We start from the raw sequence: 26,508 nt of genomic DNA on the forward strand, positions 1-26,508 counted from the left end.
GTTGGCTGGCGCAGCTGTGAAGGCGGGCTTCACCCCGCAGATGTGGGTCGCATCAGCCGGCCTCGGATTGCAGCCCATCACCGTCTCAGCGCCTGCGTACGCGGCGACCTTCAGCCGTCGCCACGCTGACTCCGTGGCCGGCAGCACGGCCGACTCCGTGCAGTGGTGGAACCACCTCCAGGTGGGGCGCGGGCGCGCGACCCTGGAGGATCTCGGGCGACGCGGCGCAGTCTTGCTATCTCTGTCCGAGGTGTACGGCAACGCACTGCGGGATGACCTGTCCGCACTCGGCGCTGCCGGAACCGAGGCTGTGCTGGTAGGCGGTTCCACCGAGGTTCCGGGTGTGTTGCGAGTCCCTGCGCGGGCGACGCTGCGAAGCGCGCTTGGGGGCACCCTCACCAGCCTGAATGTGCGTATGGCTGCGTCCTGGCTCCGCCACTGTGCTGACGGCAAGCTGACCGCGGCAGCCACCGCGCGATCCTGGGGACGCTGGGCGGCAACAGCGGATAAGGCCGAGCGCTATGACCGCAAACCACTGACTGACGACGCGGTCAAAGACTTCATCAGGTGCCACGCGCAACTTCACCCTGATTACTCACGAACCAGGCTTCACCGCCTGCTGAGAGACACCGGGCTCGCGTGCGAGCAGAAGAGGTTTGCCATGTTGTACGTCGAGACCTTGGAGGAGCGATGACCGCTACGATTCTCAAGCGTCGAGCTCTACGGGTCCATCAGCACCCGACGATTCCGCTGTACGTCTTCGTGCTGGCTGCGGAAGAGGTCGACCAGGTAGCGGATGTCGCCCGCATCTCCCGCGACGAGGCGGGCAAACTCATCGGGTATCAGCGGCCGGAGAAGAAGCAGCACGTCAAGCAGATCCTGGAGTACCTCGACAGCGACGAAGTGCTCTTCCCTAACGGGCTCATTCTCGCTCTGCCTTCTACAGTGCGCTTCAAGTCCAGTCCCGGGCCCTCGAGTAGTGACGGCCTCGCGACGAGTGGCACCTTGGAGATCCCACTTCCCACCTCCAGCGACGAGCCGCGCCCGGCCTGGATCGTCGATGGCCAGCAGCGCAGTCTCGCTCTGGCGCGCACCCGGCACTCCAGACTGCCGATCACGGTCGCAGGTTTCGTAGCTGAAGAGTTGGACGTCCAGCGGGACCAGTTTCTTCGAGTCAACACCGTGTCACCTTTGCCGACGAACCTCGTGTCCGAACTCCTCCCCGAGGTTGCGACTCCGCTGCCGACCAAGCTGTCCGCGCGCAAGTTGCCTTCGGTGCTGGTGAACGCCCTCAACCAGGATCACGATTCCCCGTTCCGCGGGTTGATCAAGCGCGCGTCCACCACGCCTGCCCAGAAGTCCGACGCCGTGGTCACGGACAACAGCCTGATCCTCGCCATTGAAGAGTCACTCAATTCTTCGGCTGGAATTCTCTTCCCGCATCGGAATCTCTCAAATGGGACAACCGACACGGCCGCGATCCGAAATATTCTTATCACGTATTGGACTGCTGTCCAGCAGACGTTTCCAGAAGCGTGGGGAATCATGCCAAATAAGAGTCGGCTGATGCACGGCGTCGGGATCCGTTCCATGGGTCGGCTTATGGATCGAATTATGGCCAATGTCGACCTTCGGTCGAATGACGCTCTCGCGCAGACGCGGAAAGAGTTGGCTCTGATCAAGCCCCACTGCCATTGGATGAATGGGCGCTGGCGCGAACTCAACACCTCGTGGGACGAGCTGCAGAATACGCCTCGCCACATTAGCACTCTCTCGAATTTTCTAGTCCGAGTCTATGTCCAGTCAAGGATGAGCGCCTCGTGAGATTTTACTTCCCGGACAGTCAGGACCTGGTCAGTCCGACATACGACTTCATGAATGACGAATATTCTCCGACGCGCGTCCGGCAACGTGACGATCGATATGCCCACGAGGTGGTGACGCCTGCTCCTTATGATGGAATCCTGGTAAGCAAGGCCATTGTTGATGGATCCGTCAAAGGTAGCGGGAAGTATACCGCGCCACAGCGAGCAAGGCTCTATCGGTTCGGAATCAGGAAGTTCTTCCGGCTTCCCGACACTGTGGTGAGCCTCGGCGACTGTGGTGCCTTCAACTATGTCGAGGAAGAATATCCGCCTTACTCTGTCGAAGAAGTCCTTGATTTCTACGAGGGCTGTGGATTTGACGAGGGGGTCAGTGTCGACCACGTCATCTTTGGCTATGCGCCGGACGTCAGCGAGGATGACGTTGATTCAGCTTGGGCCGAGCGTCGGCAGATCTCCCTGCGGCTCGCCGAGAAGTTCCTGGCTGCCGTCGAGTCACGAGGGCGAAAGATTGTTCCGGTTGGAGCTGCGCAGGGCTGGAGCCCGGACAGCTACGCGGACAGTGTGGCTCGATTGCAGGACATGGGCTATCAGCGCATCGCTCTCGGAGGCATGGTGCCGTTGAAGACCAAGGAGATCCTGGCGTGCCTCGAGAGGATCGACGACGTCCGCCTCCCGAAGACCGAACTCCACTTGCTGGGAATTACTCGCGTGGACAGCATGGAGGTCTTCGCGGAGCATGGGGTGACGAGTTTCGACAGCACGTCCGCTTTCCGCCAGGCTTTCATGGATGAACGGAATAATTACCACACCAGGGAAGATGCCTTCGCCGCAATCCGGGTGCCGCAAGTAGATGGAAATCCCACACTCAAGCGACAGATCCTCTCTGGAGCTGTCTCGCAGGCTGCAGCAATGAAAGCAGAGCGGGAATGCTTGAAGAACTTGCGAGGATTCGACCAAAATCGCGTCCCATTGAAAGACGTTCTCGCCTCGCTAGGTGAATACGAGACTCTGGTGGCCGATCCGAAGAAGAAGAGCTACCTGGGCCGCTACGAGCGGACCCTAGAGGCTGCCCCCTGGCGGACCTGCCCTTGCGCCCTCTGCCGAGCGCACGGCGTAGAGATCGCGATATTCCGCGGCACCGAGCGCAACAAGCGCAGGGGATTTCACAATCTCGCGGTCTTGGAGACCAAGATGCGCGCCCTGTCCTTCTCTCGATAAAGCCTGCAGGCCGAGCCAGTCGGCCGCCCCGTATACCTAGGAGATGATGTGGCCGACCAATACACGTTGCGGATTCCTGCCCTCGAGATTCGCCAGGGCAACCGGCGAATCTATTGCTTTGGCATCGACGGCAAGAAGCTGCCAAACTTTGCAGCCGTCTCCCGTGTCCGTCGTGACGAGGAAGAGCATCTCCAGGGCTACCAGAGGCCCGAGGTGCTCAGCCACATCCGGGCCATCCGGCGCTATCTGGAGTCAGATGGATCGATGCTTCCCAACGCCGTGGTCCTGGCCTTCGACAAGCGTGTCGAATTCGTTCCTGGCATCCGGAGCGGATCGGTAGAGTACTCAACTCCTGGAGAGCTGGTAATTCCGGTCGACGAATCCCTGCCCGAGAGTGAGAAGCCGGCCTGGCTCGTCGATGGTCAGCAGCGTGCCGCCGCCATCCGCGACGCGGATCTTGCCGAGTTCCCGGTCGCGGCGGTTGGCTTTATCGCCGACGGTCAGGAGGAGCAACGCTCCCAGTTCATCCTGGTGAACTCCACCAAGCCTCTTCCCAAGGGCCTCATCCACGAGTTGTTGCCGGATACCACAGGGCACTTGCCGCCTGCGTACGCCCGGCGCAAGCTCCCGTCACAGATCATGACCCGCCTCAATACTGACTCTACTGGCGCGTTTCGCGCGAGGATTGCGAGCCCCACGGCGCCAGACGGGTACATCAAGGACAACAGCCTCCTGAAGATGGTTGAGCACAGCCTCTTTGAGGGAGCGCTGTACCAATACCGGAGCCCGGTCGACGGCAGCGGCGATGTGGAGCAGATGCTCCGTCATCTTCAAGCCTTCTGGACCATGGTGTGGGAGATCTTCCCCGATGCCTGGAAGCTCCCGCCTCGCAATTCTCGTCTCACGCATGGAGTGGGAATCCAGGCGATGGGCTTCGTCATGGACAGCCTCACTGAGGGTATGTCAGCCGAAGATGTACGCTGCGTCAAGGTTCGTGAGGCCCTCGAGCGACTCCGGCCAGATACGGCGTGGACGTCGGGCACCTGGAAGTTCGCAGACGGCGACGAGCGGCGTTGGAACAGCCTTCAGAACACGCCAAACGACGTTCGGCTGCTCACCACCCACCTATTGCGGGTCGTCCAGGGCTAGAGTTTCCGGCTGGCTGTTCAACGGTGGCCGCCATGCGGGCGGCCACCGTTGATCAGTGATCGGCGACTGCGGCGCGCAAGCCGCTGACTGAAGCGCGGAGCATCGAGGCCGACCCGCTACCGTCCGCATAGGCGATCTGCGCGGAGCCCGAGTGCTGGGAGATGAACCCAGTCGCTGCATGCTTTGCGCAACGTGTGGCTATGACGATGACGTCGGCGCCGCGCGCCTTCTGGCGAAGCTGTGGACCACCGACGTGGTCATGGGCTGTGGTCACCTTCACCGCGGGCGCGAGACGGTTGAGTTCGTCCGCGCAACGGGCGAGCACCGCGTGGTCTAGCGAGTAAAGCAAAACGTTGAGTGCCGGGAGGTCCGCGAGCGGTGTGTGTTCCACCCCGTCGCTGTCCGGCTGCGCCCAGGTGAACTCGATGCCGAGTTCGTTCGAGAGCCGCCGCGCGAATGCCAGATCGGCCTCTTGAAGGCGGGCCTGGTGTCGCCATAGTGGCTCCAGCAGGGCGTAGGCCAAATTGCCGCGTGCCTCAACGTCTGGGCACGCCGCGAGTACCAGCCGATCGACGAAGTCCAAGGCGATCGACGCACGCTCGGCAGCAACCCAACGGTCACACTCGGAGCCGATCTCATCTAGCAGATCCCCATAGTCCTCCGCGCTTGGAGCGGCCCTCAGCGCAATCTCCGATAGCGCGTGCAGGGCTAGCAGATCGCCAGGGGCGAACCGGTCGAACGTCAGGGCGTTACGGATGAACGCCCGCGCGGCACAGCCAGCTGGCAACTGGTAGCCGACCGCATCGATGAACGGGCCTACGGCTCCCCACGCCCGTTCTGCCGGCACCACCCCCAAGTTGTCGAGGACATCTGCGATCGCCTGGTCGTCCGAAGCGGGTGGCGACCACGAAGTCCAGGAGGCCGCCCGCAACACCGCCTTGCCTTCAGGTCTGTCCTCCGCGACGGCCGCGATGAGGCTGTGCCATGAGTCGACCGGCGGCGCGGTCTCTGGGAGGTCGACCAGTTCCGCCGACGGAGCACTGGGCTCTCCGGTAACTGCCGCGCCTGGCTCCCCTTCCGCTTCCCCGTCATGTTGCGGTGCTGCGGAGCCTTCAAGGAGACGCACAGCGTCATCCCAGACCAGGGCCGGGAGCATTTCCCACTGCCCGGCTTCCCGCAGGTCCCTCACCAGACGTGTCAGGGTGGCAACGTCGCTCCTCACTGAGGCAGCGAGCAGGGCAACAGTCAACGCGCCCGCTTCGTACGTACGCATGTCGCCGTCGAGCAGGTCCGGGACGTACCGTCCGGCTGCGATGAGAGCCTCTTTCGCAGCCTCGACGTCCCCGGCACTCAGCGGCTCCTGCAAGGCCATCGCGTAGATCGCGCCGAGGATCGCCTCCTTCACAGGTCCGGGCGGATCCTGTCGGACAACGTCGGCCAGGCCGGGCATCGCGAGGAGTTCTGCGCTGAGTCCAAGCCGGTAGAGCCGTTTGATCCTCAGGCAAGCCAGGTTCGTCGCAGTGACACCACCGGCGGCGGCCAACTGCTCCAGCACATCTCCAGACGACGCCTGCCCACCTGCCGCCAGAGCGGCCTCGAATTCGGCCAGCAACCGCCCGACTGGCTTGGCCACTCGCCATAGCCGGGGCGGCCGACCGGCCGCAGTCCTCTGCATCAACTGGAGGGATTCGATCAGCTTCGTGCGGTGCATACGGTGCACACCCGTACGGAGCCTGAAGGTCGAACCGGAGCCCGCGAAATCGAGGATTGCTTGCTCCACTGGATCGTTGGGATCCAATCGAATGGGGCGGACGACCTCGTCGATGACGTAGGTCGGACCAGCAAAAGCGTTGATCAGATCTGCTGCCTTCGTTGCATCGGCCGGATCCCGGGCGATGACGTACGCGGCAAACCAGTCGCGTGCGATGTCCCGCCGCGGCAGGACGACGGGTGTATCGGCTCCTCTTCGTAGCACTTCAACGAAGGGCGCAGCGTCCCTCTCACCCGGATGGCCCGGCTCCAGGTTGGGCCAGGCGTCGTTCCCAGGACCAAAGAACCGCGCTAGGAAGGACTCGATCTCCTCGCGGGTCCGCATCCTCTGGTGCTGCTGCCGTGTCACACGCCATCCTTCCAGCGTTCCGCCAGGTCTAGCCGCGCCTGGGCGGCGTCCGCCCCTCCCACCTTGTACGTCACCGACTCGTCGTTCACCTTCATGCCACGGATGGTGAAATTCATCGATCCGCTGAGGATCCAGTCCCCGCCAGACAGGGTCTTCTCATGCACGTCGGCGTCACACGTGATGCGCAGTTGTGTCGTCGGTGCCGTAGTGCTGAGCCTCCGCAGGAAGTCGTCGTTGTGAGGGTCCGGGCGAGTGACCACATGCACGCGTGCCCCCGCGGCGGCCGCGCGAGCCAGGATGTCGGAGAGCCGACATCCGGATGGCGGCGCCTCAGGGAATATGGCGTCATAGGCGCCCTGGCTGTTGTCCAGAACCTGTACGTCCGTGATCCACGGCGACACTAGCCAGAGGTCGTCACTCGGTGCGAGCACTTCCCCCAGGAGGGCCGCAGCCAGCATGGTGTCGACGTGTAGGCCGGTGCGCGCGCCCGTACGGACTGTTCGTTCCAACCTGCTCACTGCACGGCCTCCCGCAGTTCCACCCGAGCCCTGAGTTCGTCACCGTGCCTGGCGAACCCGCGGACCTCGCCGTAGACGCGCATGACATCACGGTCCACGCGAAGGACGGGGACTTGGACCAGCGCATCGCCCATAGCCCGACCATCGGCAGCCGGACAGACGAGATCCACCGCTGCGGACTCAGCCATGACCTTCTGGTATCTCATTGCCCAGTCGGCGGCTGTCACATCGATCCGCGGAAGTCTGTCGTCGTAGGCGGCCTCCATGAGCAGCCTGTCCAGAATCGGTCGGTCGGCGTAAGGCTGATAGTGCTCGAGGTGCTGGGTGCGGGCCTGCCGGCCACGAGGCCAGAGCATGCTGAACGCCTGGTCTGCGCTCAGCCGCCGCGTGCCACCCAACTGCAGACGGCCCGATCCGACAGCGTATGCCATGACCGGGGCGTCAACCTCGATACCGAGCCGCCTCTCCAACGCCGTCCAACTGTCGACAAGGGCGAGTACTGCGGAATCAGTGTCTGGACTACTGCCAGGCCGCAGCAGCCTGGTGGACAGGGCCGCCACCGCACTGTGCCGCGGCGGTCCGTCAAGGAGCGCCCAGGCTCGGCGCAGGGCTCCGAGCGATCTCTCCGCCTCCATCGCAGGCACCGAGCCTCGAAGTGTCGCCATTGCGCGCGCTGCTGTTCCTCCTGGCTCTACGCCCAGGTGACGGAGCAACCGGGTCACGGCAGCATCAACGTACTCGTAGTCGCTTGGCGCAAGCGCCGCAGCCACCAGTCCCCAGAACCTGCGTGGATCCTCGGTGTACGAGCGGACAAACTGTTCGACCACGCCCAGACCGCCGATGGAAGTCTCACTCAACCAGACCACCGCTGGATTCCCGGAGTCGGCCCCGGGCAACACATCGACAATCAAATCGCCATCCTGCGCGTCTGGGCAGGCGCGCAGCGCCGCAGCAAGGATGGCGGCAGCCAGAGTGTCGTTGTACACACGTAGTGCCAGGTCCGCGGTGCGCACCGCAATGTCCGGCGCGACCAGCAGCTGCCCGGCCCGGTTGAGGGCATCGATGACTCGCTGATCACGCGCCAGTTCGGTCAGAGCGGTGACCAGTCGGTCATTGTCCACACCGTGACCGGTTGAATCGGCTTCGCGATACAGCACCCGGAAGATCTCCGGAAGGTCCAGCCTCCATGAGCCGGCTGCTAGTTCAGTGCTGATCTCCTCGCTGGTGCGATCCCCGTCGAGGCCGGCGAGAGCAAAGGCAGTGAGGTAGACCTGCGCCAGTCGGTCACGCTGAAAGGAGTTCGCCAGTTCGGCGAGGGCGGGATCTTCGGCGACGGCCCTGGCAAATGCGAGGGACCGCCACTGCGGCGAAGTCAGGTAGTTGAGTACTGCAGGATCCGAGAGGTCAATTGGGGTCACACTGATGCGTACGGCGTCAACTCCCAGCCGGAAGCCCAATGCGGCAGGACGCCCCCGCAGGGTGTAGCGGACGGTGCGGCTCTCGCTGCGACCGCGTTCGTAGTTGATGTCGCACTCTGCTCCGGTCGTCATGCGTCGGACCTCGACCGGGTTTCCGGCGGCGTGCGTTGCGAAGCCGATGCCGGCGACGCGCTGCCGCCAGGGAGAAGGATCGGGCAGGTCGCCGGGACTGGGCGGTGCGTCGTCGGGGACGACAATCTCGGTGTGCCACCAGGGAGTTCCCTGGGAGCGGTCAGTGATGTCAGCTGGCGGACTCTGCAGAATCAGCCGGTGGGGTCGTACCACCTCGATCTCGCCGTCGACTCCGTGCGGGCGCCAGGGGCCTTCGGGAGTGCCGCTGGCAACGAGTTGCAGCAGGTCCAGTTCGCTCCTGCCTGGCTCCGGCATCGGTAGCCAGGTTCGATGTTCGTCACGCCGATGACCATAGCGTCGGCTCACTCGGCCGGGCACGGCCTCCCTAAGCGCCTTGGCGATGGGAAGCCGCTCGTCCGACTCCCCTCCATCAAAGGGCAGTTCGAGCTCCACTTCGGGCAGATTCAGCGGCTCGAACAGCGACCGGGTCACATACTCGGGCAGCAAACTCCCGCGCGTCGCCCCGGGGTCGTCGCGTAGGGACTTCCAGCGGTTGCCTACGCGGCGCAGAGTGGTGGGCACGACTCCGAGTAGGAGCGACCGCGGCTGCTCCCACAGTAGGGCCTGCGCCTCATCGGCACTGACCTGCAGCGCGCTGCGCAGGTGGTTGGCGAGATCGTCCTGGAGACGTGGGTCGTCCAGGAGAGTCTGCAGGAGGGTGGCGAGCAGTTCGCGGGCCTGGTCGTCTTCGGAGCGGAGGCCATTCCTCGGAGCCGCGAGAAGCACACGGGGATCCGCCCATACTCTGCGGGACCGTAGTTTTTGGCCGAGCCAGTCCAGGAGCGCCTGGGCCGCCTGGATTTTCAGGACGAACCGGTTCCCGATAGGTAGCCGCCGTATAGGCACCTGTGGGGCGAACAGCGTCTCGTAGGCCTGATAGGCGAGGCGGTCGCGGCCGTAGTCGGAAAGTGTGATCACCGTGATCGGGCGAGTGCCCCTCTGACGGCCGGCCCGGCCGCGTCGCTGGATGAAGGCTGCAGCGTCGCGCGGAGCCTTGTGCTGCATTACCAGCCCGACACGCGGGTCGTTGAAGCCGACCTCCAGCGAGGCGGTGGCAACGGTGAGATCGGCCCCGAGATCGACGCCCACGTCCTGTGAGGAGGTTCGTCCGATGCGCAGTTCACCACGGCGCAGGCCCGGATCAAGGTCGTGCCCGACCTGCTCCACCACATCCCAGGACTGGCCGTCACGGTAGCGCGCGGCATGTTCAGGCCGCTCCACCGCCCTCAGCCCGGCGAGCACCGGCTTGGCACCAGCGCGTCCACCAGAGCGCGATTGCCCTCCCTCTGCGTCCCGCAGGTCGTCATAGAAGCGGTTGGTGACGTCCAGATCGTCCGTGAACAGGAAGCCAGTGGAACCGAAGAGGAACCGTTCGCTATCCGGGTCCAGGACCCGCCCGTACAGCATCGCGGTCTGGATCGAGGTCGACAGCAGGCTCGCACCGGCGACCGGGTCGCCGCGCAGGGCGATCGCGTACTCGCGGCCCTCAGCCACCATGTCTGTGACGCTCGGTTCGATGGATTCCACATCGCTGGCGCGCAGCCCCACGAGTTCTGCGAAGAACCGGTCGGCGTCCTTAAGGGTTGCGCTCAGCCCGACGAAGGTCATCGTCCTTCGGGTTGCCTTGCGCCAACGACGCAGCAGCAGGGCTACCTGTGCGCCATGCATGCCGGAGTACGTGTGAACCTCATCGAGCAGCACGAGAGCCGGCGGGCTCCCGCCCCGCCAGCCCAGCAAGCCTTCCAGATCGGGATTCGCGCTGTTCCGGTTGAGCATCTCCGTCGTAGTGAAGAGCAGATCGGGCGGCGTCCTGCGAAGAGAGTCCCGAGTCAGGGCAATGCTCCCGTGAGGGATTGTGTGGCGGCACTTAACGCACGTCAGCACCTCCTTTTCTTCCCTCCGGTCCTCGTCGGACCACAGCAAGTCGCCAGTCTCACACTGAGGACAAGTCAGGTACGGACATACCGCCCCGCCGCGCTTCCTCGTCCATGCGCCCGAAGCGTTCGCGCCGGCCTCCAGCCTGCGATCGCGAGCGTTCCAGGGAGTGTCGCCGTACAAGGCGCCGATCCGCAGGGGCCGACGGCCGGCCCGGTGTAGCGCGTCGCCGATCATGTCGGCGGTGCGGACTGCCTCGCGGAGTTGGTCGCGTAGCAGTTCCTTGCGCGGGTACAGAGCGAGCGTGTGCACGCGGGCGGAACCGGGGCGAGCCTCTTGTGCCATCGCGGCGAATGCCGGGAGGTAGAACGCGAGTGTCTTACCGCTGCCGGTTCCGGCGCCGATGATCAGTCCTTTGGACTGGGGCTGTCCCAATGAGGCGAAGATGGCTTTAGAGGCATCCACCTGGAAACGGGCCAAGGAGCGCCCTTGGAGCTGGGCAGCCGCGATGTACTGCTGGACCTCTTCCCATCCGGTGAGGGATGCCAACTCTTGGAGAACTGTGGCTGCCTCGATGTCGCGCCGAGGGTAGCGCCGCGGAGCAATGTGCAGCCGGTAGTCAGCGACCAGTCGCTTCCCGTGCTGCCACCATCCGGCTTCGGGCGGACCCGCCCAACTGCGTGGGGCGAACAGCTGACGTAGCCCTGCCGTCAGGCGCAGCGACTCGGCCAGGCGTGTTCGGTAGCGAGGTGGGGAGCTTCCGGGCACGCAGAACAGCAGGGCCATGTCCCGGCATTGATCGAGCACATCGTCGGCCGTCGTGTCTGCTGGCGGCGTCGGGTGGCACGTGAGGGTCTCCTCGATGACCGTGAGGACTTCCGTCTCGGCGAGCGCACCCTCGGTCATGCCCCATGCGAGAAGGGGGAGTTCTAGATCCTCCAAGCGGTTGAGGAGTTCGTTGGCGAAATCACTGTTGATGCGCTGGGTCACGCGCCCTTCCTCAGCAATCCGATCTGGTCGTCGATCGCGTATGCCCGCAGCAACGCGATCTCCTCGTCTGTCACTTCGCGCAGTGAGACGGGCCGCTTCCCCAGCCTGTCCAGGAGCGCCAGCAACTCGTCTGGTGGGTCTTGGGCGTCGTGCAGCATCTCAGCCAGTGCGGCACTTGTGGCTGCAAACACGGCGATGCCCGACGTGGTGGCCTTGCCGTTCTTGGCGGCGCGCTCCAGTTCTGCGCGGCGTTCGCGGGCCACCTGCTGCTCGTCTGGGGGCAGCATGGGGATCCTGGCCAGAGGAAGAGCGCTCAGGCGGTCATTGGACCAGGTCGACCAAGCGGCCTGGACCTCGCTCTCCGCGCGCTGGGTAGCGGCCTTGACCTTCTGTCTGGCGGTCTTGAACACATCGTTCGAAGGCAGTGCCCCAGGCTGCGCCTTGCGTTCGAACCCGACGCGGCCATCCTCCACGTCAGAGAGCCTGGCGAAGTCGTAGGCCCCTTGGGCCTGCAGTGCGCGGGCCACACTGATCTGTTGACGGAGTTCGTTCAGCTGCACCCTCAGTTCTGCGATGCGCTCGGCGATCCTGCCCGCCTCTCGATCTCCGGCAGCGCCTGCCGCTAGACGGCGGGCGTGGTTCTGAAGTTGCGTCGCCTTGTCGTATACCGACATCTCGCTCACTGTTCATCGCCCCTTGCCACGGCCAGTTCACGCCACTCGTTGAGCAGTTCCTGAACCCCTAGTGCCGCGCTGTCGCCGGCCTCGCCGCTCCGGGACTCCGCGCTGTTCAGGGCCTCGTCGAGCCAGGCATCGGCTGCGACGAGGATCTGGCGGATGTCCTCGAACGCGTCCCCTCGCTCCCGGACGGCTGCGACGACGAGGGCGGTCCGCTGAGCTCCTTCGGAGCGGTTCGGGCCGGCTGCCTTCTCCAGATCGTCTTCCAGCTCCGAGATGACCTTCCAGTCAGCATCCTGCACACGCAGGATGAGTGACTCGATGCGCTCGGCGTCGCTGGTGGCCAGTGGAAGTCCCACCTCTCGCGCAGATGTCAGCGCGCCCCGAATCGCGGAGAGCGTGTGACTGCTTGCGGTGCCGCGTGGCTGGCGTGACCGGACCTCATGGAGACGCTCTCGAAGGAGAGCGGCCTGATCGTCAACGGAGGTCATCCACGACGCGAACCCAATCACCGCAGGCCTGACCCATGTGGGCACCACCAATCCCTCGATGTCCCAGTTCCATTCGGACGCGGCCTGGCGGAGCAGCGGCACTGCCCGAGCGGCATCGATCATCTTGACGGCACCCGTACTGCCCTGCGCGATACCCATGCTTGTCCTGATCCGCTCGACCAAGGCCGGTCGTGCCTTCAAGTGTCGTGCCAGAGTTTCGTTCCACTGCCTGGTGCGAAGTCCAATATCCGCGCGGGTCCAGGTCCGCCCCTCGTCCAGGACTACGGACAGCAGTGCCGCGTCATCGAGCCCGGGCCAGGCCCGGCCAGCGAGAGCAGCCCCGAGCAGCGAGGCCCTTATCCCCAGGACGAGTTCGTCGTCCGAGATCTCCAAGTGCCGTTGGACTGCGGAGGTTAGTGCGTCTGAATACAGGTCCGCGTACCGGCTCAGACGGCGGATGTCCTCGGCCCGCGCCCGGCCGCGCCCGTGCTTGGCGCACAGGACGCTCTTGAAGAACTCGCTGTTCGCAGCCTTGCGGTCGAATCGGATCTCGGGACGCGCCGCCTCGGCGCGTCCTTCCCCTACAGCATCCTCGATTGAGACTGTCCTCGAGTCGCGTGGCCACGCACTGGTCAGAAGCTTCGACGACTGGGCCTGCATCAGCGGCGTGGTCCACCGGTAGCGTTGGACCACCGCTTCCGCGACTACCCCTCGGATCTCGCGGGCTGTGACTTGCTCCAGCGTTCGATCGCGCGAGATCCAGTCCTCGGCGGACTGGAGTCGGGCCAGGAGGGACTTCGGCAGAGCAGTATCTGGTGCAGATGGCGCGGGGGCAGGCGCGGAGTGTGAGCTCCGCTGCGGCCCGTGGTTGGCCGTGTCCGCCGGGGTGATGCGGCCTGAGGCACTCAAGGGTGCCATGGAGAACGCCTGGAGGAGCTTCGCGTCCAGTGCCGCTGCGTGCTGTGGCGCGTCTCCCCAGAACTCGAGCGTCAGTTTCCGCCGTTCAGCGTCGACGTGGTCACTGTCGTCAACGCTCTCGCGCACGGCCCCACTCAAGGCGTGATCAATCGAGGCTGTGGGGAACTGCTCGCGGAAGCGGGGGCTTGGGAACTCTCCTTCCCTGAGGCTACTGGCGTGTTCCACCAGCACAGGTCGCACCACGCTGCCCAACACGGTGCGTGGGACGAAAGCCCACGGCTCATTCTTCGGGGCTGTCGAGTGGACTGCGCGGATCAGCGCCGGCTCGTTGAAGGGGTAGAGGCCATGGCCTTCGGCTGTAGCACCGAAGGCGTCATGGCATCGGGCCTGTAGGGGGCAACTCTCGCAGAAGTTGGGCGTAGCGCTGTCGTCTATGCGCTCCAGATCATCGCGACCGATGCGGGCTGCGTTGAGGTAGTGGCCCACAAACGACGTGATCTGGGCTGCTCCGTTGTCGTCCTTGTCATAGGGCACATCGAGGTCGTAGACGTATCCAGTGGTCGCTCGAACTCGGGTGAGCGCTGTCTCCGGCAGTTCGCGGAAGTAGCCCGTAGTCACCGCCATCAGAGTTCGGATCGGTGCGAGGATCGTCCTCCCGTCTCGGTTGGCCGCCTCGACCACCGCATCGAGAAGGTCACGCTGCACGCCCTGGATAAGGGCAAAGTCTTCGATGAGAAGAATGATCTCCTTGCCCTGCCTGGCGTACTCCCGGCGGACCTCCACCATCGCGTCCTGCAGGCGTCCCGTGCCGAGGTTGGCCGCATTCTTGACAGCCGGCTCCAGGTGCTGGTTGAGCAGGTCCACCGCAGAGGCCTGGAGGTCACCCCTGGTCATCAACTGACCTAGCAGGTCCTGGGTAACCCTTGCTGCCAACTTGACGTCGGCGATGTCCAACGGCAGGTCATCTGTGGTAAAGCCCTGCGGACGCTCGGCGCTGCCGTCCCTCCTGTCGTTCAGGAGTTGGTCGGCCAGTTGGGGAATGTATCTGCCGGAGGCCAGCATGTACTCCCTGACATGCGGGTCCTGCAGAATTACGGCCAGCCCGCGGGGTCCTGTCAGTGCACGCGCCGGTCCGGAGACATCCTTGCTCGTGGTTGCTGCGAGGACCTCCTCGAGCGCGTTCAGGAGCCGCCGGGCCAGCGCGGGCTGGTCGACATCTGCGGTGAACTTATCAAGGTCTGCCTTCAGTTGGGCCAGATCACCTGTTTCGATCTCCGCGAGCAACGACTCGATGACACCTCGGAGGCTGGTTTTGGCCTTTTCGAGGTAGATAACCTGCCGCTTGTCCGTGGAGGGGATGTGCTCTTTCACCCAGCGTACGAGATGGGACTTTCCGGATCCCGAATCGCCGACGATCGGCATTAGCAGGGCTCCGGTGTCCGACTTCCGCGTCAGGAAGTCCTTAAGGACAACCTGCTCGTCAACGGGGCGGCCTTCCTTCACAAGGGTGCGGCCTTCCGGCCGGGCCCGCTGGATGCGCAGTGGCACATGGGTGGCCAGAAAGACAGCACGCGGAGGGCTGACGGCCTCGGTGTTGATCGTGGTGGCCGCCGTCGCGGGATCCCAACAGAGATAGCCTCGGAAGTCAGCCACGGTGGTCCTCCAGGATCGTGATGTCGCTCACGTAGCGGGGGCTCAGAGGCCGCTCGGGGTCATGGAGGCTCAGCACGCGACGCGCGTCGGCGTTGCTTTCAAAGCGGAGCCAGCCCTCGTCCTCACCGCGCAGCAGGGCGAACGACAGCGCCGTACCGGCTGCGGTCTCTCCCGGGCTGGTGATCCCCAGTGCCTGTGCGTAGCCGCCGCCCGGGAGAACGGGCAACGCGCCGCGCAGGGCCAGAAGAGTCTCAACCGCGTTGACGTGCATCCCGGGTTGCCACCGTTCGAACACGGCCTGGCGGACCGCCGGTGTGCAGTCAGGCGTCAGCGGGCTGCTGCCACTGCTTGGGATGAGCGGTCGGGCTGCCAGGCCGAGCGCCGGCGCCCAATACCCGAAGCGCTGCCATCGGATGTCGTTGCTGAAGAGGGAGCCGACCTCAGGCTTCAAGGCGCCCTGCTGCTGCAACTGGGCACTCTCCCAGTTCACTGGTGGGTCCATCGGGTCCAGGGACAGGAACCACGCCAGCGCCCGAGTGAGGTCCCGCGGCCCGGATTGGTCGGCGCTATCGGCCAGTCCAGTGTTGCGATCAGGCGCGAGGACGGCGTCGCGGAGCAACCTTGTGTAAGCATCAAGGTCCTCCTGCCCGAGATCCCGCAGGACGTCTGCAAGCCTGAGGTCACCACTGCCTTCCTCGACGCTCACCAGGCCAAGTCCTCGGAGCGTGCTGACAGCCAAGTCAAACGTTCTGTCAGTCGCTCCGTCGTCCGAGGAGAGGGAGGACGGGCTCAGCAGCGCTCTGCACTGATCGACTGGAACGGGCTTCTTCATGAAGCTGAGGAACCGAACCACCGCCCACATGGGAGAAGGCAGAGATCCCTCAACGTTGATCAGGGCCATCAGAGCGCCTCCAGAGCAGCGCGAACCGAGATGTTCGCTCGGTGGATGTCGATCAATGATAGGCCCGGCCGGTCGGGGTGCTCCACGCGCTTCGGGTGGAGAAGGTAGGTTACGTCTCCGGCCTCAAAACGAGTTGACACTGCGTCATCCAACTTGGCGGCGTCGTCGTCCAGCAGCCACAGCACCGGTCCTGGGTAGCTGTTCAACAGGTCGTGGTCGGTGTCCACGATGACAGGACGGGGCAGTGAGTCCCGTTGAAGCCGTGTCACGGTGCGGGCGTCCAAGCCCGGTCCACCCACCACAGCCATGCCTCGCCGGGTGAGCATCTTCAGCAACTGTGGGACGAGGTCCCGTCGTTCCTGCTCACCATCCCACCACAGGCTCAGAAACTGCAGGTCACCGCGGTAGTGCGCGAGGGGATCCTCCGGGCGCCCCAGCGCGAACGGCACTGGTGGGCGCGGTACCGCCGCCAGGCGGTAGAACCCGTCTTCTCCAGGCCCCCCGTCCGCCCGACAGCGTGGACACCCGCGGCATGTGATTCCCGTTCGAAGGCTTCCGCGGGGACGAGGCACTCGGTAGTACGCGCCTAGGACGTCTCCGATGCAACGGTCACCTCTTAGGGCCGCCTGCAGGTGCGTCAGGGCCGACCTCTGCTCGGACAACAACGCGCTGCGAGCCGCATCGAATCTCTTGACAAAGTGGTCGCCAACGTTCGTCTGAATATCCTCGAGCGAGACGTCGACACGTGTGGCGATCGTCGCGTAGAAGGCTCCCAACCTGGCTCGCCACACCACGTCCGGCTCCTCTTCGAGGCGCTGGGGCGGCTCGGGGGCGTGAAGACGCACCAGGCCGGCTCGAACCATGAGGTTCAGCGTGCGGATGTTCCACTCTCGATTGCGTTCATAACCCTCGCTCATGTCTCCCGGGTGTGCATCGAGACTGACGCGATAGCGGTTGGCACCCAGGTGCTCGTCCGGGCGGAACATCCACTCCCACCGCTCCAACGCCCGCCTCGCCGTGATCACTGCACTCCGGTTGATGCCCTTGGCCACGGACTCGTCCCCGGGCCCCGACACGAGACATGCCAACGAAGGAGCACCGTCGCGACCGCCCCGGCCGACCTCCTGGTAGTACCGATCGACCGTTTCCGGAAGGCAGGCATGCACCACGGTTCTGACGTCGGGAAGATCGATGCCTAGGCCGAAGGCGGAGGTGCCCACCACGATGTCGAAGCGCGTGCGCCCCGCGGCGCCGGAGGTCCTTCCGCTCCAACCTTCGAGCGCCCTACGGCGTTCTTCGTCGTTCGAGTTCCCGGTCACGCACGTGACCCGCGCGAACCCTGACCTCCGCAAGCGCTCGGTCCAGGCCTCCGCGTCGTCGACCTTCGTGACATACAGTGCCAACGGCCGTGGCAAGAGAGAGAGTGATCGTAGAACTGCGGCCTGGCGCCCCTCCTCATCATCGCGAGCATCAATGTAGTAACTCGGCTCGTGACGCAGCCCTGACGCCCACACGATCTCAGCAGGCTGGGGGCCGGCAAACAGGTTCTCCAATGAGTTCACCTGCTGCTCGGTAAGCGTTGCGCTCATCGCCACAGTCATGGGTTCTAGCCCCTGGGGGGCAGTGCTGAGCCAGGTCCGGCGCTGGCTGGACATCGTCTGGAACTCTGGGCGAAAGCTGCTGCCCCACTGTTCGACGAGATGCGCCTCGTCGATGACGAAATACTTCAGCAGACCGGCTTCGGCTGCGTCCTCCAAGGGTTCCTTAAGACTGGAGACCAAAGCTTCTGGTGAGGTAAAGAGCAATCGTTGCCGTCCGGTGCGCACGTCGTCGCGCATCTCGCGTTTGAGATCGTCAGCGAGACCGCCGATGTATGCGTAGCGGCCGGTAGGGCTCTGCCGACCCCCGTTCGCGAGGACCTTCTGGGTGCGGCGCTCCATGTCGAGCGCCAGGACCACCGTGGGGACCACCATGACGGACACCCCGCTGCGTGCGCTCGCAAGCAGGGCGGGTGCGAGCGCGACCTCGGTCTTCCCGTGCCCTGTCGGCAGGCAGACGATCGTTGTGCTACCAGGCGGCGCGAGGGCAACCGCTCGCGCCGCCTGACGCTGCCCGATTGAGAGGTAGTGCTCATAGCCCAGGGCCTCGGTCCAAAAAGGATCGGCCGAGCAGTGCTCAAGTCGCCGTCGGTGCGGCGATTCAAGTCCCAGGTGTACCTGCCGCAGGTCGTCGTCTGCGGCCTGTTCCGCCTTCCCGCTCGGCACTTCCGGGTGCCACGGCAGCGCGGAGACCCGGAGCCCTCGAGTCGACGGCAGGGTCTGGCAGTGGACCTCTTGCCACTGGTCGCGGCTGGGAAGCAGCGGGTCCACAGGCACCTCGAGCCGCGAGGTGTTGCCGCGTGCGTGCGCTTCGAGCAGGATCTGCCGGGTCAGCGCTGCCACATCGCGCCAGCCTGCTTCATTCGTGGCGAGGCCGGCGAGCGCATCGCCGAGCCGGCGCAGAGTGCCCGTATCGAACGTGTGTGTCGCCACATCCGGCCAGGAGTTGAATAGCGCTTGGGCTCCCGCCCACGTATCACGCGTCACTCGTCTTCCTCTCCCGTTGGCTGCGCACCACACAGGTAACCGAGACCACACGTACGATCGGGCGCGAGAGTCCCTCTACCAATGCGTTCGTCACCGTCACGTCCCGGAGGTAACTTTCGGCATCCCCCACCAGGTGGCCTGCTGCTTCGCGAGCCTCTGCCTGAGCCTTCGCCACGGCGAGCACGCGTCGGGCCTGTTCCTGGGCCTGAGAGCAGCGGGCGGTCAGGTCGGTGGCCTTTGCCAACTCCCGTCGAGCTCCTTGTTCGGCCGCTGCCGCGGAGCTCCGGTAGCCCCTCCAGCCGCCGAAGATGTCGGTCAAGTCACGGATCCGCTGGGCATTGAAGTTCTCATCCCTGCGGTTGTCGTACTTCTCGTCCAGCCAGTTGCGGACTCTCCCGCTGACGAGTGCCTCATCGCTTCCAGCCGGAATCCACACCTTGAGCATGAATGGCGGAAGGATGCGGTCGGCCTGGCGCCGCAGCGCGGTCTGCGCCTCCAAACGGTCGGCAACAAGCCTCAGTGCGGCAGAGGTGTCCGCTTCCACCAGAAAGTCGAATCCAAAGTACGGCAGCGGTTCTCCCCTGTAGTCGCCGTCGATACGCCGAAACGCCGCCGCCTGGCCTCGGTCATCGACAGCGATGACGGCACCCAGCATGTCAATGAAGGGGTTGCCGATGCGGAACAACCGAGTGCCGGGTGCCCGCAGCGCAGCAGAACGGTTGAACGTCGCCTGGGCCATCGTGCGGGACAGCAGAGAGCGCTCGCGGACGTAGAGTCGGGGAGCGATCAGCGGATGTGAAGAGTCGAGGTCGAAGACTTCGCGTGGGCAGCCATCCACCGTGCGCTCGTAGTGCCGGAACTTGATCCCTCCCTCACTGTCCCCGGCGTATCGCAGCAAGGCGTCTCGCATGCTGTGCCATTGCCACTCGATTTCCCCGAGCGCAGATGCGATGTCACGCTCCTCGGTGGAGGTCTCGTGGATGGCCTCCAGCATGTCCATCTTGTCGATCTGACGACGCGCTTCGCCCATTTCTTCGCGAACGCGCTCCTCAGCCCTGGGGAACCCGTCTGGGCCTTCCCGTAGAGCTACTCCCCATACGTCAGCCAGCCCTTGGGCGATAGCGTCCTGAAGCGTTGACGCCGACTCAGAAAAGATCTCGTAGCCATGAATTAGCACCGATAGCCAGGCATCGTGGAAAGACTCCGCCCCGGCAGATCCACGCAAGACATACTGGCGGGCCGGCGTAGCCTGCCCGGCGGACCTGACTCCGCGATACCGATCGATCCGACCCAGACGCTGCTCAAGCCTGTTCGGGGACCATGGCAGGCGGAGATGAACGACCGCGTCAGCCAGTTGCAGGTTCAGCCCGTCCTCGGCGGACAGGTCAGCGATGAGCACGCGGGTGGGCTTCTTGGCAGCCGGAGCGCTCCACTCGACGACAGCCTGTTCAGACTCCTCCACGCCGGCACTGCGCGTGTGCGAGCCGATTGACGCCCTGGGGAACTGCGTACGCAGCCGCTCGGCAAGGTTCTCGGCCAGCCCTCCGGGACCACAGAACACCACGATGCGGCCGCCTTGACGCAGCACCGGCAACAAGGCGTGCACCAGCACCTTGATATCGGTATCCCGGTCTGCCTCAGTGAGCTGACCCTCAAACTCGTCCAGGATCCGAGACTCTTCTTCGACCAGGCAAGGTGCAGAGAGAAGCTGACGCTCCGGCACGGTTAGACCAGCGCGGTCTCCCGCTGCCGCGTCCCGCCGGACCCGCCAGCGGAGCGCGTCCACAAAGTCATCGGCCGGACCTGATACCCGGGAAGCGAGCACACCAAGAGCGAGTGCGTACGAGGCCTGCTGCTCCTCCGTACCCTCGTCGAGTAGATGATCCCAGATGCCCGTGCGCCACTCGAGCAGGCAGTCCTGAGCCGCCTGTTGCCCGAAGATCTCGGACTCGAGAAGCTCAGGTTCTTCCCGGCCCCGAACTTCATACGGCTCCATCTCTGACGTTGGGTCATCACGAAGCACCTGAGCACGGCGCTGCCTGATCACCCGACGGTGCAAGCGATACGTCTCGCTGATGTGAGCTCGCAACTCCTCGACGCGAACCATGATCTCCTGGCGATCGGCCTCATCGCGCAGGTCATCGTCCTCATCGAGGAGTTCGAGGACCCCCGCAGCCAAGACCTCGAAGCGTGTGTCCTGTGGCAGCAGGCCCCGGATGCCCTCGATCGTCGATGGAAGCAAGAAGGTGAAAGCCGGATTGAGCCCATACACACTGTCGGCCAACTCGGCCCGGAGTGCGTACCGTCGTTCAAATGCCTCACGGTCGTCCCACCGGTACAGGTCTGGATCCAGCAGGTGCAGTAGTCCGAGGTGAGTGATGTAGTGAGAGGTGACTGGCGTCGCAGACAGGAGTAGCAGCTTTGACGACGCATGTGCCAACTCGCACAGTTCACGGTACGGGGACTCTCCGGGACCGCTAGCCTCAACTAGCGCATGCGCTTCGTCTACCACCACGAGGTCGCTGTCGTGGTACTGGTGCCACTTCTCCGGAGTCTCGTGCGAGGAGAACTTCACTCGCGCCTGTGGAAAGTCTTCGATGAAGAACTTGTCCGTGAGCTCACGCACCCATTGCCGACGTAGCGCGTCTGGTGCGATGACGGTGATCCGGGCTCTCGGGTTGTCGATCATGGTCTGCCGGATGACATAGCCCGCTTCGACTGTCTTGCCAAGCCCAACCTCGTCCGCCAGAAGGTAGCGCTGGACAGGGTCTGCAAGGACGGTCAGTGCTGCGCGCACCTGGTGTGGGTAGATCTCCACGGCCGCAGAGAGCAGAGCGGGCACGTTAGCGCTTGCTGCGCGTTGCGCGACCAGACTGCGCAGCATCGGTAGCCGGGCATCGTGGAAGTAACCGGACTCGTTGCCGCCGGATGCCAGCACCTGGACCGGGTCGCGGACGGGCCTGTCCCAGCGGACGCGGAGATCGTGCTCATGTACGGGAAAGTCGTAGTCTGAGTTCGGGAACTGTACGAAGTATTCAGGGAGCCGGTCACCCTTCACACGGCCGGCCCGCCACTCCCCCGTACTGGGGTTCCTCCAGTACACGCGAGTCTCGGCCGGTAGCGTCACCCGGCGACACCGAGACGGTGACGCGAGGAGCGACTCGACCGCAGGCTCGGCCACGGACTCAAAAAAGTCGACGCGCAGCGAGTCTCCATGGATCTCGCCGACACGCCCGATTCCCGGTGCCCCCGGGCAGTCGACGAGGTGGCCCACCTCAAAGCGCGACGACATCCCTCTCCCATCCCCAGCTGATGCTCCATCACCACGGATGACATTAGAAGCCACCACTGACAACCACGATGAGGAACATCGATATTATCGAACTAATGATCGACAAGAAGCGCGGAACAGCCCACTGGGGTTCCTCCCTGCGCATCTTGAGCCACTCCAGGTATCAGCAACCGCCCCATTGGATCGCCAATAATCGCACGCATGACCTAATCCCTACTTAGCCGCCCCAACCGCGGTGAGGTACCCCCGCTCCTCGATCCGCCACTCGTGCCGCTTCGCCCCGTTGCCGGACTCCAGCCTCAGCACCCCTCCGTGGATGCCGCAGGGGCGGAGCCTGGCGCGGATGGGGACTCGACCGAGAACGCCTTGTACAGCAAGGCGGGGTGGCGGTGAGGGGCGGTAACGCGCCCACCGACGCGGTGGCCCATCTCCGTGATTTCACGCTCCAGGAGGTGCTGGTCGCGTTCCTCGTTGAAGACACCGATGATCAGCCGTCCACCGGGTGCCACCACCCGGGTCAGCAGGTGCTCGACGTAGGCGCCGCGCAGTTGGGGTGGGACGTAGTCCAGACCGGTGCGGACGATCGCGAAGGTGCGGGACGGCTCCCAGCCCATCGCGTTCGCGTGCCAGATCCGGCCGCTCCACTGCGGGCAGCGCTCGCGGGCCAGCGCGGCCAGGGCCTCGGAGATCTCCACCCCGTATGGCTCGATGTGAATGCCGTCCTGAGTAGCCCAGGCGGTGAGTGTCTCCATGAGGTGGCCGTTGGCGCAGCCGACGTCGAGGAAGTCGCCCCCGGACGCCGGCAGCGCCCGGACCAGGAGCCTGCGGGCGCGCTCCCAGTGGGCCGCGTCTCCGCTGTGCCCCGACTGGGCCCGGGGATTGTCGGCAGCCAGGTACGCGGGTTCGATGAGCGCGCGGACGGCCTCGTGCCAACCCTCCTGGTCGAGGTCGCCGGAGGTGAAGGCGGCGTCGATGACCGCTGCTTCGCGCCAGCTTCTCTCCTTGCTTGCTGCCAGGTCGTCCGCAGCGGGTGATTCATCCTTCATCTGTTCTCCGGGCGCGTGGAAGGAAGCATGCCTCACGCGGGGCGTAGGGCATCCCCCGATGTGTTGGGGTGGGGTCTTGAACAGCCCCGTTGCGATGCACTGCCTTCGCGAACGGGGGCACAGGCGTCGTGCTGGACGTGCTCGGGTGGGGCTTACATACAGCACTGCGGGTAACTCTCCACGCATGAAGGAATACTACGGACCTCTGGGGCGCGAGATGGTCGACAACTCCGCGTTCCAGCTCATCGGCGCGTGCCTGGCGCTCGACGTCGTCCTCACCTCGACCGGCACCCGCCAGCACTGGGACGATGCCAGGGCAGCTCTCGCCCAGCCGATCCCCGACGAGCGACTCAGGACGGTGCTCGATGTCCTTTCAGCCGGATGACGACACCCGGCACAACCTGACGACAGCGCACAAGAAAGCCGCCGCGTTCCTCGGCCTCGTGTGCACCGAACCACCAGTCTTCGGCACCTCCGGAACCACCATCGGCTGCCGGTCCGAGAACAACTGGCTCCGGGTCTCCAGAAGCAGCCGTCACCGGGCGCCCCGGCCGACCGGCCAGGGCGCCCTCGGCGCTGAACAGTTCGTCCCTGCATTCGTCCCGCGCCCCCGGCTCCACGACACCGTGGACTGGACGGAGGCCGGCTGGTTCTACCAGGCGGACGTCTTCGACCTGGTAGGTTCCGCGGTCTCCTCAACCCCGGACCTCCGCGATGACCCCGGCCTGGACGACGGCTGGTGGACCGGGCTGCGGAACGCGCTGGCTGGCATCGCGGAAGCACCGAGCACGAAGATCACTCTGCGCCAGACATGGGTCGAAGAGGTCTTCCCGAAGTACCTCGGTATCCCGGCCCCAGCCGAAATCGAGCGGACCACCGGGCACGGTGATCTCCAGTGGGCCAACCTGACCGCCGCGCCGCTCAAGATCCTCGACTGGGAACGCTGGGGCCTGGTGCCGGTCGGCTACGACCCTGCGGTCCTGTGGGTCAGCAGCCTGCTGGTGCCCGCCGTCGCACACCGCATCCGCCAAGAGTTCGCGGACGTTCTGGAGTCCCCCGCCGGGCGAGTGGGCCAACTGATCGCCCTGGCGGAGATGCTCCAAGCGGTTGACCGCGGGTACTACCCGGAGCTGGCGCCCCTCCTTGCCGACTGCGCACGTGGACTGACCGGCGTCGCCCTCCCACAGGGCATCGGTCCCAAGCACATTCGGTAGGCCCCACTGGCCGTCGATGGTGACCTCCGCGCCGATGCGCTCCCCGAGGCGCAGCATCAAGCGCTTGAGGTGCTGCTGGTCCATGGCATCCAGCAGGCGAGTCGCCGCATTCAGGGCCTCGTCCGGAGACGGGTTGACGACCCCGATCGCTACTAATCCGGTGGTCATGTGGGGAAAGCCTCCTCGACCGCGATCGAGACGCAGACCACTTTCCCGCCGGGGATGAGCGCGACCTCGAACGACTCGGACAGCGCCTCCGTGAGTTCCATCCCTCGGCCGCTCTCGTCGTCGGGGCTGGCTTGCCGTCGCCTGGGGGGCGCGGAGCTGGTGTCCGCAACCTCGATGCGGAGCAAGCCACTCGAAGGAGTGAACAGGGTTACACGTACGGGACGTTGGGTGTGTTGAACTCCGTTGGTGACGAGTTCGCTGACGATCAGTTCGACGGTGTCCGTCGGCACCTTGAAGCACTCGTAGGCGCTCTTGACGAACCGGCGGGCCTTGGGGACGGACAGCTCTGCTGCGGGAAACTGGCTCGACGCGAATACGTGAGCGTGTCTGTCTTCCAGGGCCAGCACGACTGCCTCCATCGCGTGGGGTGCAGCTGTCGAGGTGCACGACATGATCACCAATGGTGGGGCGATGACCGCGCTGCGTAGTGATGACGAGTGTGTACCCGGTCACATCGCGTGCGCAACCCTAATGGGTAACCCAATGGGTCAGTCTCGAATCTTGCAACGCCCCCCTCGGCGCAGGAGACTGACGGTCAGCCAGAAGGGAGGATCGAGTGCCCCCGCACTTCTCACCGATCGCCGCCGGCGCCCTGGGCGTTGAGCTGGGAGCCCTCCGTGGCACACGCTTGCTGCGCGAGGTGGCCACGGCGACCGGGCTCGACGCCAGCGACATCAGCAAGTGGGAGAACGGCGTCAAGCTCATCCCAGAGCGATCCCTGGAACGCCTGCTCGACGGCTACGACGTTCAGGGGGCGCGCCGGCAGCGTCTGCTGAACCTGCGGGAGAGCGCGGCCAAGGTCCACTGGTGGGCGCCCTTCCGCGAGATCCTCGATCACCAGATGGTCGGTGAGATCGAGGTCGAGGCCAAGGCGGCTCTCCTGGAGGAGATCGACGACGACTGCTTTGGCTACCTCCTTCAACACCCGAGCGCCCGTCGGGAGAACGCCCAGTACTACTGGAAGCAGCCGAGCCCCGACGAGGCGGAGCTGTGGCTGGAAGTCCATCGACGCCGGCAGCAGCGGTTGTTCGATAACCCACCCCTGCACGTGCACACGATCGTCCACGAGTCGGCCTTCGAGCGCTCGACCGACCCGGACGTGATGGTTCCCCAGTTGACGTTGCTCAAGGACCTGACAGCCCAAGGTCATGTTGTCCTACGCGTCATCCCCAAGACGTCGGGTGCAGCGGGCAGGGTATTCTTCCGGGTCAAGCGGTACAGCTTCGACGAGGAAGATTCACCAACGTATGTGTTCTCCGAGGCACTTACCGCAGGGACTGTGCAAGAGTCGGAGCGCGAAGAGATCCGCTTCAAGCGAGCCTGGGCCCGCCTGTCCGCGCTCGCTCTCTCGCCCGAAGAGTCCAACGATCTCCTGCACCGACGTCTGAAAGACTGGCTGTGACGATGTCCCACGACCCCTACGCCCACGACGGCACCGAGAGCATCACGGCCCGGGTGAAGTCGTTCGCTTCCAACGGAAACACCGGATGCTTGACGATCAAGCGGTTCCGTGACGGCTGTGTGGAACTCGGCGACGACAAGCCCGGCCACGAGAACGACCAGATTCGTCTGACGCCGGCGACGTGGTCGGCTGTCCACCGCGCCTTCGAGACGAAGGAGCCGCCGTTCGCCGAGTTCTACGACGCTGGCACCACCGAGGGCGTCGCGCTCAACCTGACGATCAGGCGGCTTCCGGACGGCGGCGTGGAACTCAGCGACGACGCCGACGGCCACGCGGACGACAAGCTCGTCCTCAACCAGGAGGAGTGGTCCGCTGTGCACCGCGCCTGGGAGGGCGGCCAGCCGGAGTTCGCCGAGTTCTACGACGCCGAGCACACCGAAGGCACGGCCGCCCTCTAAGCCCCGCGCGCTGCCACTGTCACGGTGCACGGAACGCGGCGTCGCCCCCGCACCGTTCGGCTTTGGTGCGGGGGCGGCTCTGCTCAACCGGTGTGGCGCTGCACGGCCAGGTCCGCGAGGCGCATGTTCTCCTCCATCAGGTCCAGTCCGGCCGCGACGTCGGCTCGGGTGACCTCCCACCAACCTGCCCTGTCGAAGATCCACCAGGACTCCCGATACCGGGCGAAGTCGCGGATCGTCTCGCTGAGGTACTGAGCAGTCCCGTCGGCGAGGGCGGCGTCCATGGCTGCGTGGCTGAGGTCTGCCAGCATGCCCACTTCGGAGTTGGTCATCGCGGT

Annotated in this window: 19 protein-coding genes; 8 read left to right on the plus strand and 11 right to left on the minus strand. The window is 64.9% G+C overall.

Annotated features, from left to right (window positions below; genetic code table 11):
• Nucleotides 1-133: 133 nt before the first annotated feature.
• Genes ABH928_RS15225 through dbpB (ABH928_RS15240) form a run of 4 tightly spaced genes read left to right on the plus strand, consistent with a single transcriptional unit; the run spans nucleotide 134 to nucleotide 4,193 of the window.
• Nucleotides 134-694 carry a hypothetical protein gene (locus ABH928_RS15225; RefSeq protein ID WP_370066401.1) on the plus strand — a complete coding sequence of 187 codons (561 nt, stop codon included), beginning with the start codon at nucleotides 134-136 and terminating at the stop codon, nucleotides 692-694.
• The gene (gene dbpB, locus ABH928_RS15230; RefSeq protein ID WP_370066403.1) at nucleotides 691-1,824 is read left to right on the plus strand and encodes a DGQHR domain-containing protein DpdB; all 1,134 of its coding nucleotides are present in this window, start codon (nucleotides 691-693) and stop codon (nucleotides 1,822-1,824) included. Before ABH928_RS15225 ends, dbpB (ABH928_RS15230) begins: the two co-directional genes overlap by 4 nt.
• Nucleotides 1,821-3,044, plus strand: coding sequence for a tRNA-guanine transglycosylase DpdA (gene dpdA, locus ABH928_RS15235; RefSeq protein WP_370066405.1), 1,224 nt, complete (start codon nucleotides 1,821-1,823; stop codon nucleotides 3,042-3,044). Before dbpB (ABH928_RS15230) ends, dpdA begins: the two co-directional genes overlap by 4 nt.
• Before the next feature lie 48 nt (nucleotides 3,045-3,092).
• Nucleotides 3,093-4,193, plus strand: coding sequence for a DGQHR domain-containing protein DpdB (gene dbpB, locus ABH928_RS15240; RefSeq protein ID WP_370066407.1), 1,101 nt, complete (start codon nucleotides 3,093-3,095; stop codon nucleotides 4,191-4,193).
• A 52-nt stretch (nucleotides 4,194-4,245) separates the two neighbouring features.
• Here the strand turns inward: dbpB (ABH928_RS15240) and dpdD are convergent, their stop codons facing one another.
• From dpdD to ABH928_RS15285, 9 genes are all read right to left on the minus strand, one after another.
• Nucleotides 4,246-6,312 carry a protein DpdD gene (gene dpdD, locus ABH928_RS15245; protein ID WP_370066409.1) on the minus strand — a complete coding sequence of 689 codons (2,067 nt, stop codon included), beginning with the start codon at nucleotides 6,310-6,312 and terminating at the stop codon, nucleotides 4,246-4,248.
• Nucleotides 6,309-6,830 (minus strand): phospholipase D-like domain-containing protein DpdK, encoded by a 522-nt coding sequence (gene dpdK, locus ABH928_RS15250; RefSeq protein WP_370066412.1) that lies wholly within the window; start codon nucleotides 6,828-6,830, stop codon nucleotides 6,309-6,311. Before dpdK ends, dpdD begins: the two co-directional genes overlap by 4 nt.
• Nucleotides 6,827-11,305 (minus strand): protein DpdJ, encoded by a 4,479-nt coding sequence (gene dpdJ, locus ABH928_RS15255; protein WP_370066414.1) that lies wholly within the window; start codon nucleotides 11,303-11,305, stop codon nucleotides 6,827-6,829. The genes dpdK and dpdJ overlap by 4 nt, the downstream gene beginning before the upstream one ends.
• Nucleotides 11,302-11,988: a hypothetical protein gene (locus tag ABH928_RS15260; protein WP_370066416.1), complete on the minus strand. Its 687-nt coding sequence runs from the start codon at nucleotides 11,986-11,988 to the stop codon at nucleotides 11,302-11,304. The genes dpdJ and ABH928_RS15260 overlap by 4 nt, the downstream gene beginning before the upstream one ends.
• A complete protein-coding gene (gene dpdH, locus ABH928_RS15265) occupies nucleotides 11,985-15,044 on the minus strand; it encodes a protein DpdH (protein WP_370066418.1) in 3,060 nt (1,019 codons plus the stop codon). Before dpdH ends, ABH928_RS15260 begins: the two co-directional genes overlap by 4 nt.
• Nucleotides 15,037-15,945 carry a protein DpdG gene (gene dpdG / locus ABH928_RS15270; protein ID WP_370066420.1) on the minus strand — a complete coding sequence of 303 codons (909 nt, stop codon included), beginning with the start codon at nucleotides 15,943-15,945 and terminating at the stop codon, nucleotides 15,037-15,039. The genes dpdH and dpdG overlap by 8 nt, the downstream gene beginning before the upstream one ends.
• The gene (gene dpdF, locus ABH928_RS15275) at nucleotides 15,945-18,530 is read right to left on the minus strand and encodes a protein DpdF (protein WP_370066422.1); all 2,586 of its coding nucleotides are present in this window, start codon (nucleotides 18,528-18,530) and stop codon (nucleotides 15,945-15,947) included. The genes dpdG and dpdF overlap by 1 nt, the downstream gene beginning before the upstream one ends.
• Nucleotides 18,520-21,822, minus strand: a complete 3,303-nt coding sequence (dpdE, locus tag ABH928_RS15280) for a protein DpdE (RefSeq protein WP_370066424.1) — start codon at nucleotides 21,820-21,822, stop codon at nucleotides 18,520-18,522. The genes dpdF and dpdE overlap by 11 nt, the downstream gene beginning before the upstream one ends.
• A gap of 299 nt (nucleotides 21,823-22,121) precedes the next feature.
• Nucleotides 22,122-22,868, minus strand: coding sequence for a class I SAM-dependent methyltransferase (locus tag ABH928_RS15285; RefSeq protein WP_370066426.1), 747 nt, complete (start codon nucleotides 22,866-22,868; stop codon nucleotides 22,122-22,124).
• 184 nt (nucleotides 22,869-23,052) lie between these two features.
• On the opposite strand from ABH928_RS15285, the gene ABH928_RS15290 reads away from it, so the two are divergent.
• Entirely contained in the window at nucleotides 23,053-23,253 is a 201-nt protein-coding gene (locus tag ABH928_RS15290) for a hypothetical protein (RefSeq protein ID WP_370066428.1), read from the plus strand.
• A complete protein-coding gene (locus tag ABH928_RS15295) occupies nucleotides 23,234-24,082 on the plus strand; it encodes a hypothetical protein (protein ID WP_370066430.1) in 849 nt (282 codons plus the stop codon). The genes ABH928_RS15290 and ABH928_RS15295 overlap by 20 nt, the downstream gene beginning before the upstream one ends.
• A gap of 164 nt (nucleotides 24,083-24,246) precedes the next feature.
• Here the strand turns inward: ABH928_RS15295 and ABH928_RS15300 are convergent, their stop codons facing one another.
• Nucleotides 24,247-24,657: an ATP-binding protein gene (locus tag ABH928_RS15300; RefSeq protein ID WP_370066432.1), complete on the minus strand. Its 411-nt coding sequence runs from the start codon at nucleotides 24,655-24,657 to the stop codon at nucleotides 24,247-24,249.
• Nucleotides 24,658-24,866: 209 nt separating this feature from the next.
• On the opposite strand from ABH928_RS15300, the gene ABH928_RS15305 reads away from it, so the two are divergent.
• The gene (locus tag ABH928_RS15305) at nucleotides 24,867-25,712 is read left to right on the plus strand and encodes a Scr1 family TA system antitoxin-like transcriptional regulator (protein WP_370066434.1); all 846 of its coding nucleotides are present in this window, start codon (nucleotides 24,867-24,869) and stop codon (nucleotides 25,710-25,712) included.
• Nucleotides 25,709-26,170, plus strand: a complete 462-nt coding sequence (locus tag ABH928_RS15310) for a hypothetical protein (RefSeq protein WP_370066436.1) — start codon at nucleotides 25,709-25,711, stop codon at nucleotides 26,168-26,170. The genes ABH928_RS15305 and ABH928_RS15310 overlap by 4 nt, the downstream gene beginning before the upstream one ends.
• A gap of 83 nt (nucleotides 26,171-26,253) precedes the next feature.
• On the opposite strand, the gene ABH928_RS15315 is transcribed toward ABH928_RS15310, so the two are convergent.
• Nucleotides 26,254-26,502, minus strand: a complete 249-nt coding sequence (locus tag ABH928_RS15315; RefSeq protein ID WP_370066438.1) for a hypothetical protein — start codon at nucleotides 26,500-26,502, stop codon at nucleotides 26,254-26,256.
• Between the last annotated feature and the right edge of the window lie 6 nt (nucleotides 26,503-26,508).

The sequence above is a fragment of the Streptacidiphilus sp. MAP5-3 genome (assembly GCF_041262505.1).
GTDB lineage: Bacteria > Actinomycetota > Actinomycetes > Streptomycetales > Streptomycetaceae > Streptacidiphilus.

Excerpts from the sequence above, each read along its gene's own strand:
- dpdG (WP_370066420.1), bottom strand. The coding sequence starts at position 15,945 with ATGGCCCTGATCAACGTTGAGGGATCTCTGCCTTCTCCCATGTGGGCG.
- ABH928_RS15285 (WP_370066426.1), bottom strand. The coding sequence starts at position 22,868 with ATGAAGGATGAATCACCCGCTGCGGACGACCTGGCAGCAAGCAAGGAG.
- ABH928_RS15290 (WP_370066428.1), top strand. The coding sequence starts at position 23,053 with ATGAAGGAATACTACGGACCTCTGGGGCGCGAGATGGTCGACAACTCC.
- dpdE (WP_370066424.1), bottom strand. The coding sequence starts at position 21,822 with ATGTCGTCGCGCTTTGAGGTGGGCCACCTCGTCGACTGCCCGGGGGCA.
- ABH928_RS15295 (WP_370066430.1), top strand. The coding sequence starts at position 23,234 with ATGTCCTTTCAGCCGGATGACGACACCCGGCACAACCTGACGACAGCG.
- dbpB (WP_370066403.1), top strand. The coding sequence starts at position 691 with ATGACCGCTACGATTCTCAAGCGTCGAGCTCTACGGGTCCATCAGCAC.
- ABH928_RS15315 (WP_370066438.1), bottom strand. The coding sequence starts at position 26,502 with ATGACCAACTCCGAAGTGGGCATGCTGGCAGACCTCAGCCACGCAGCC.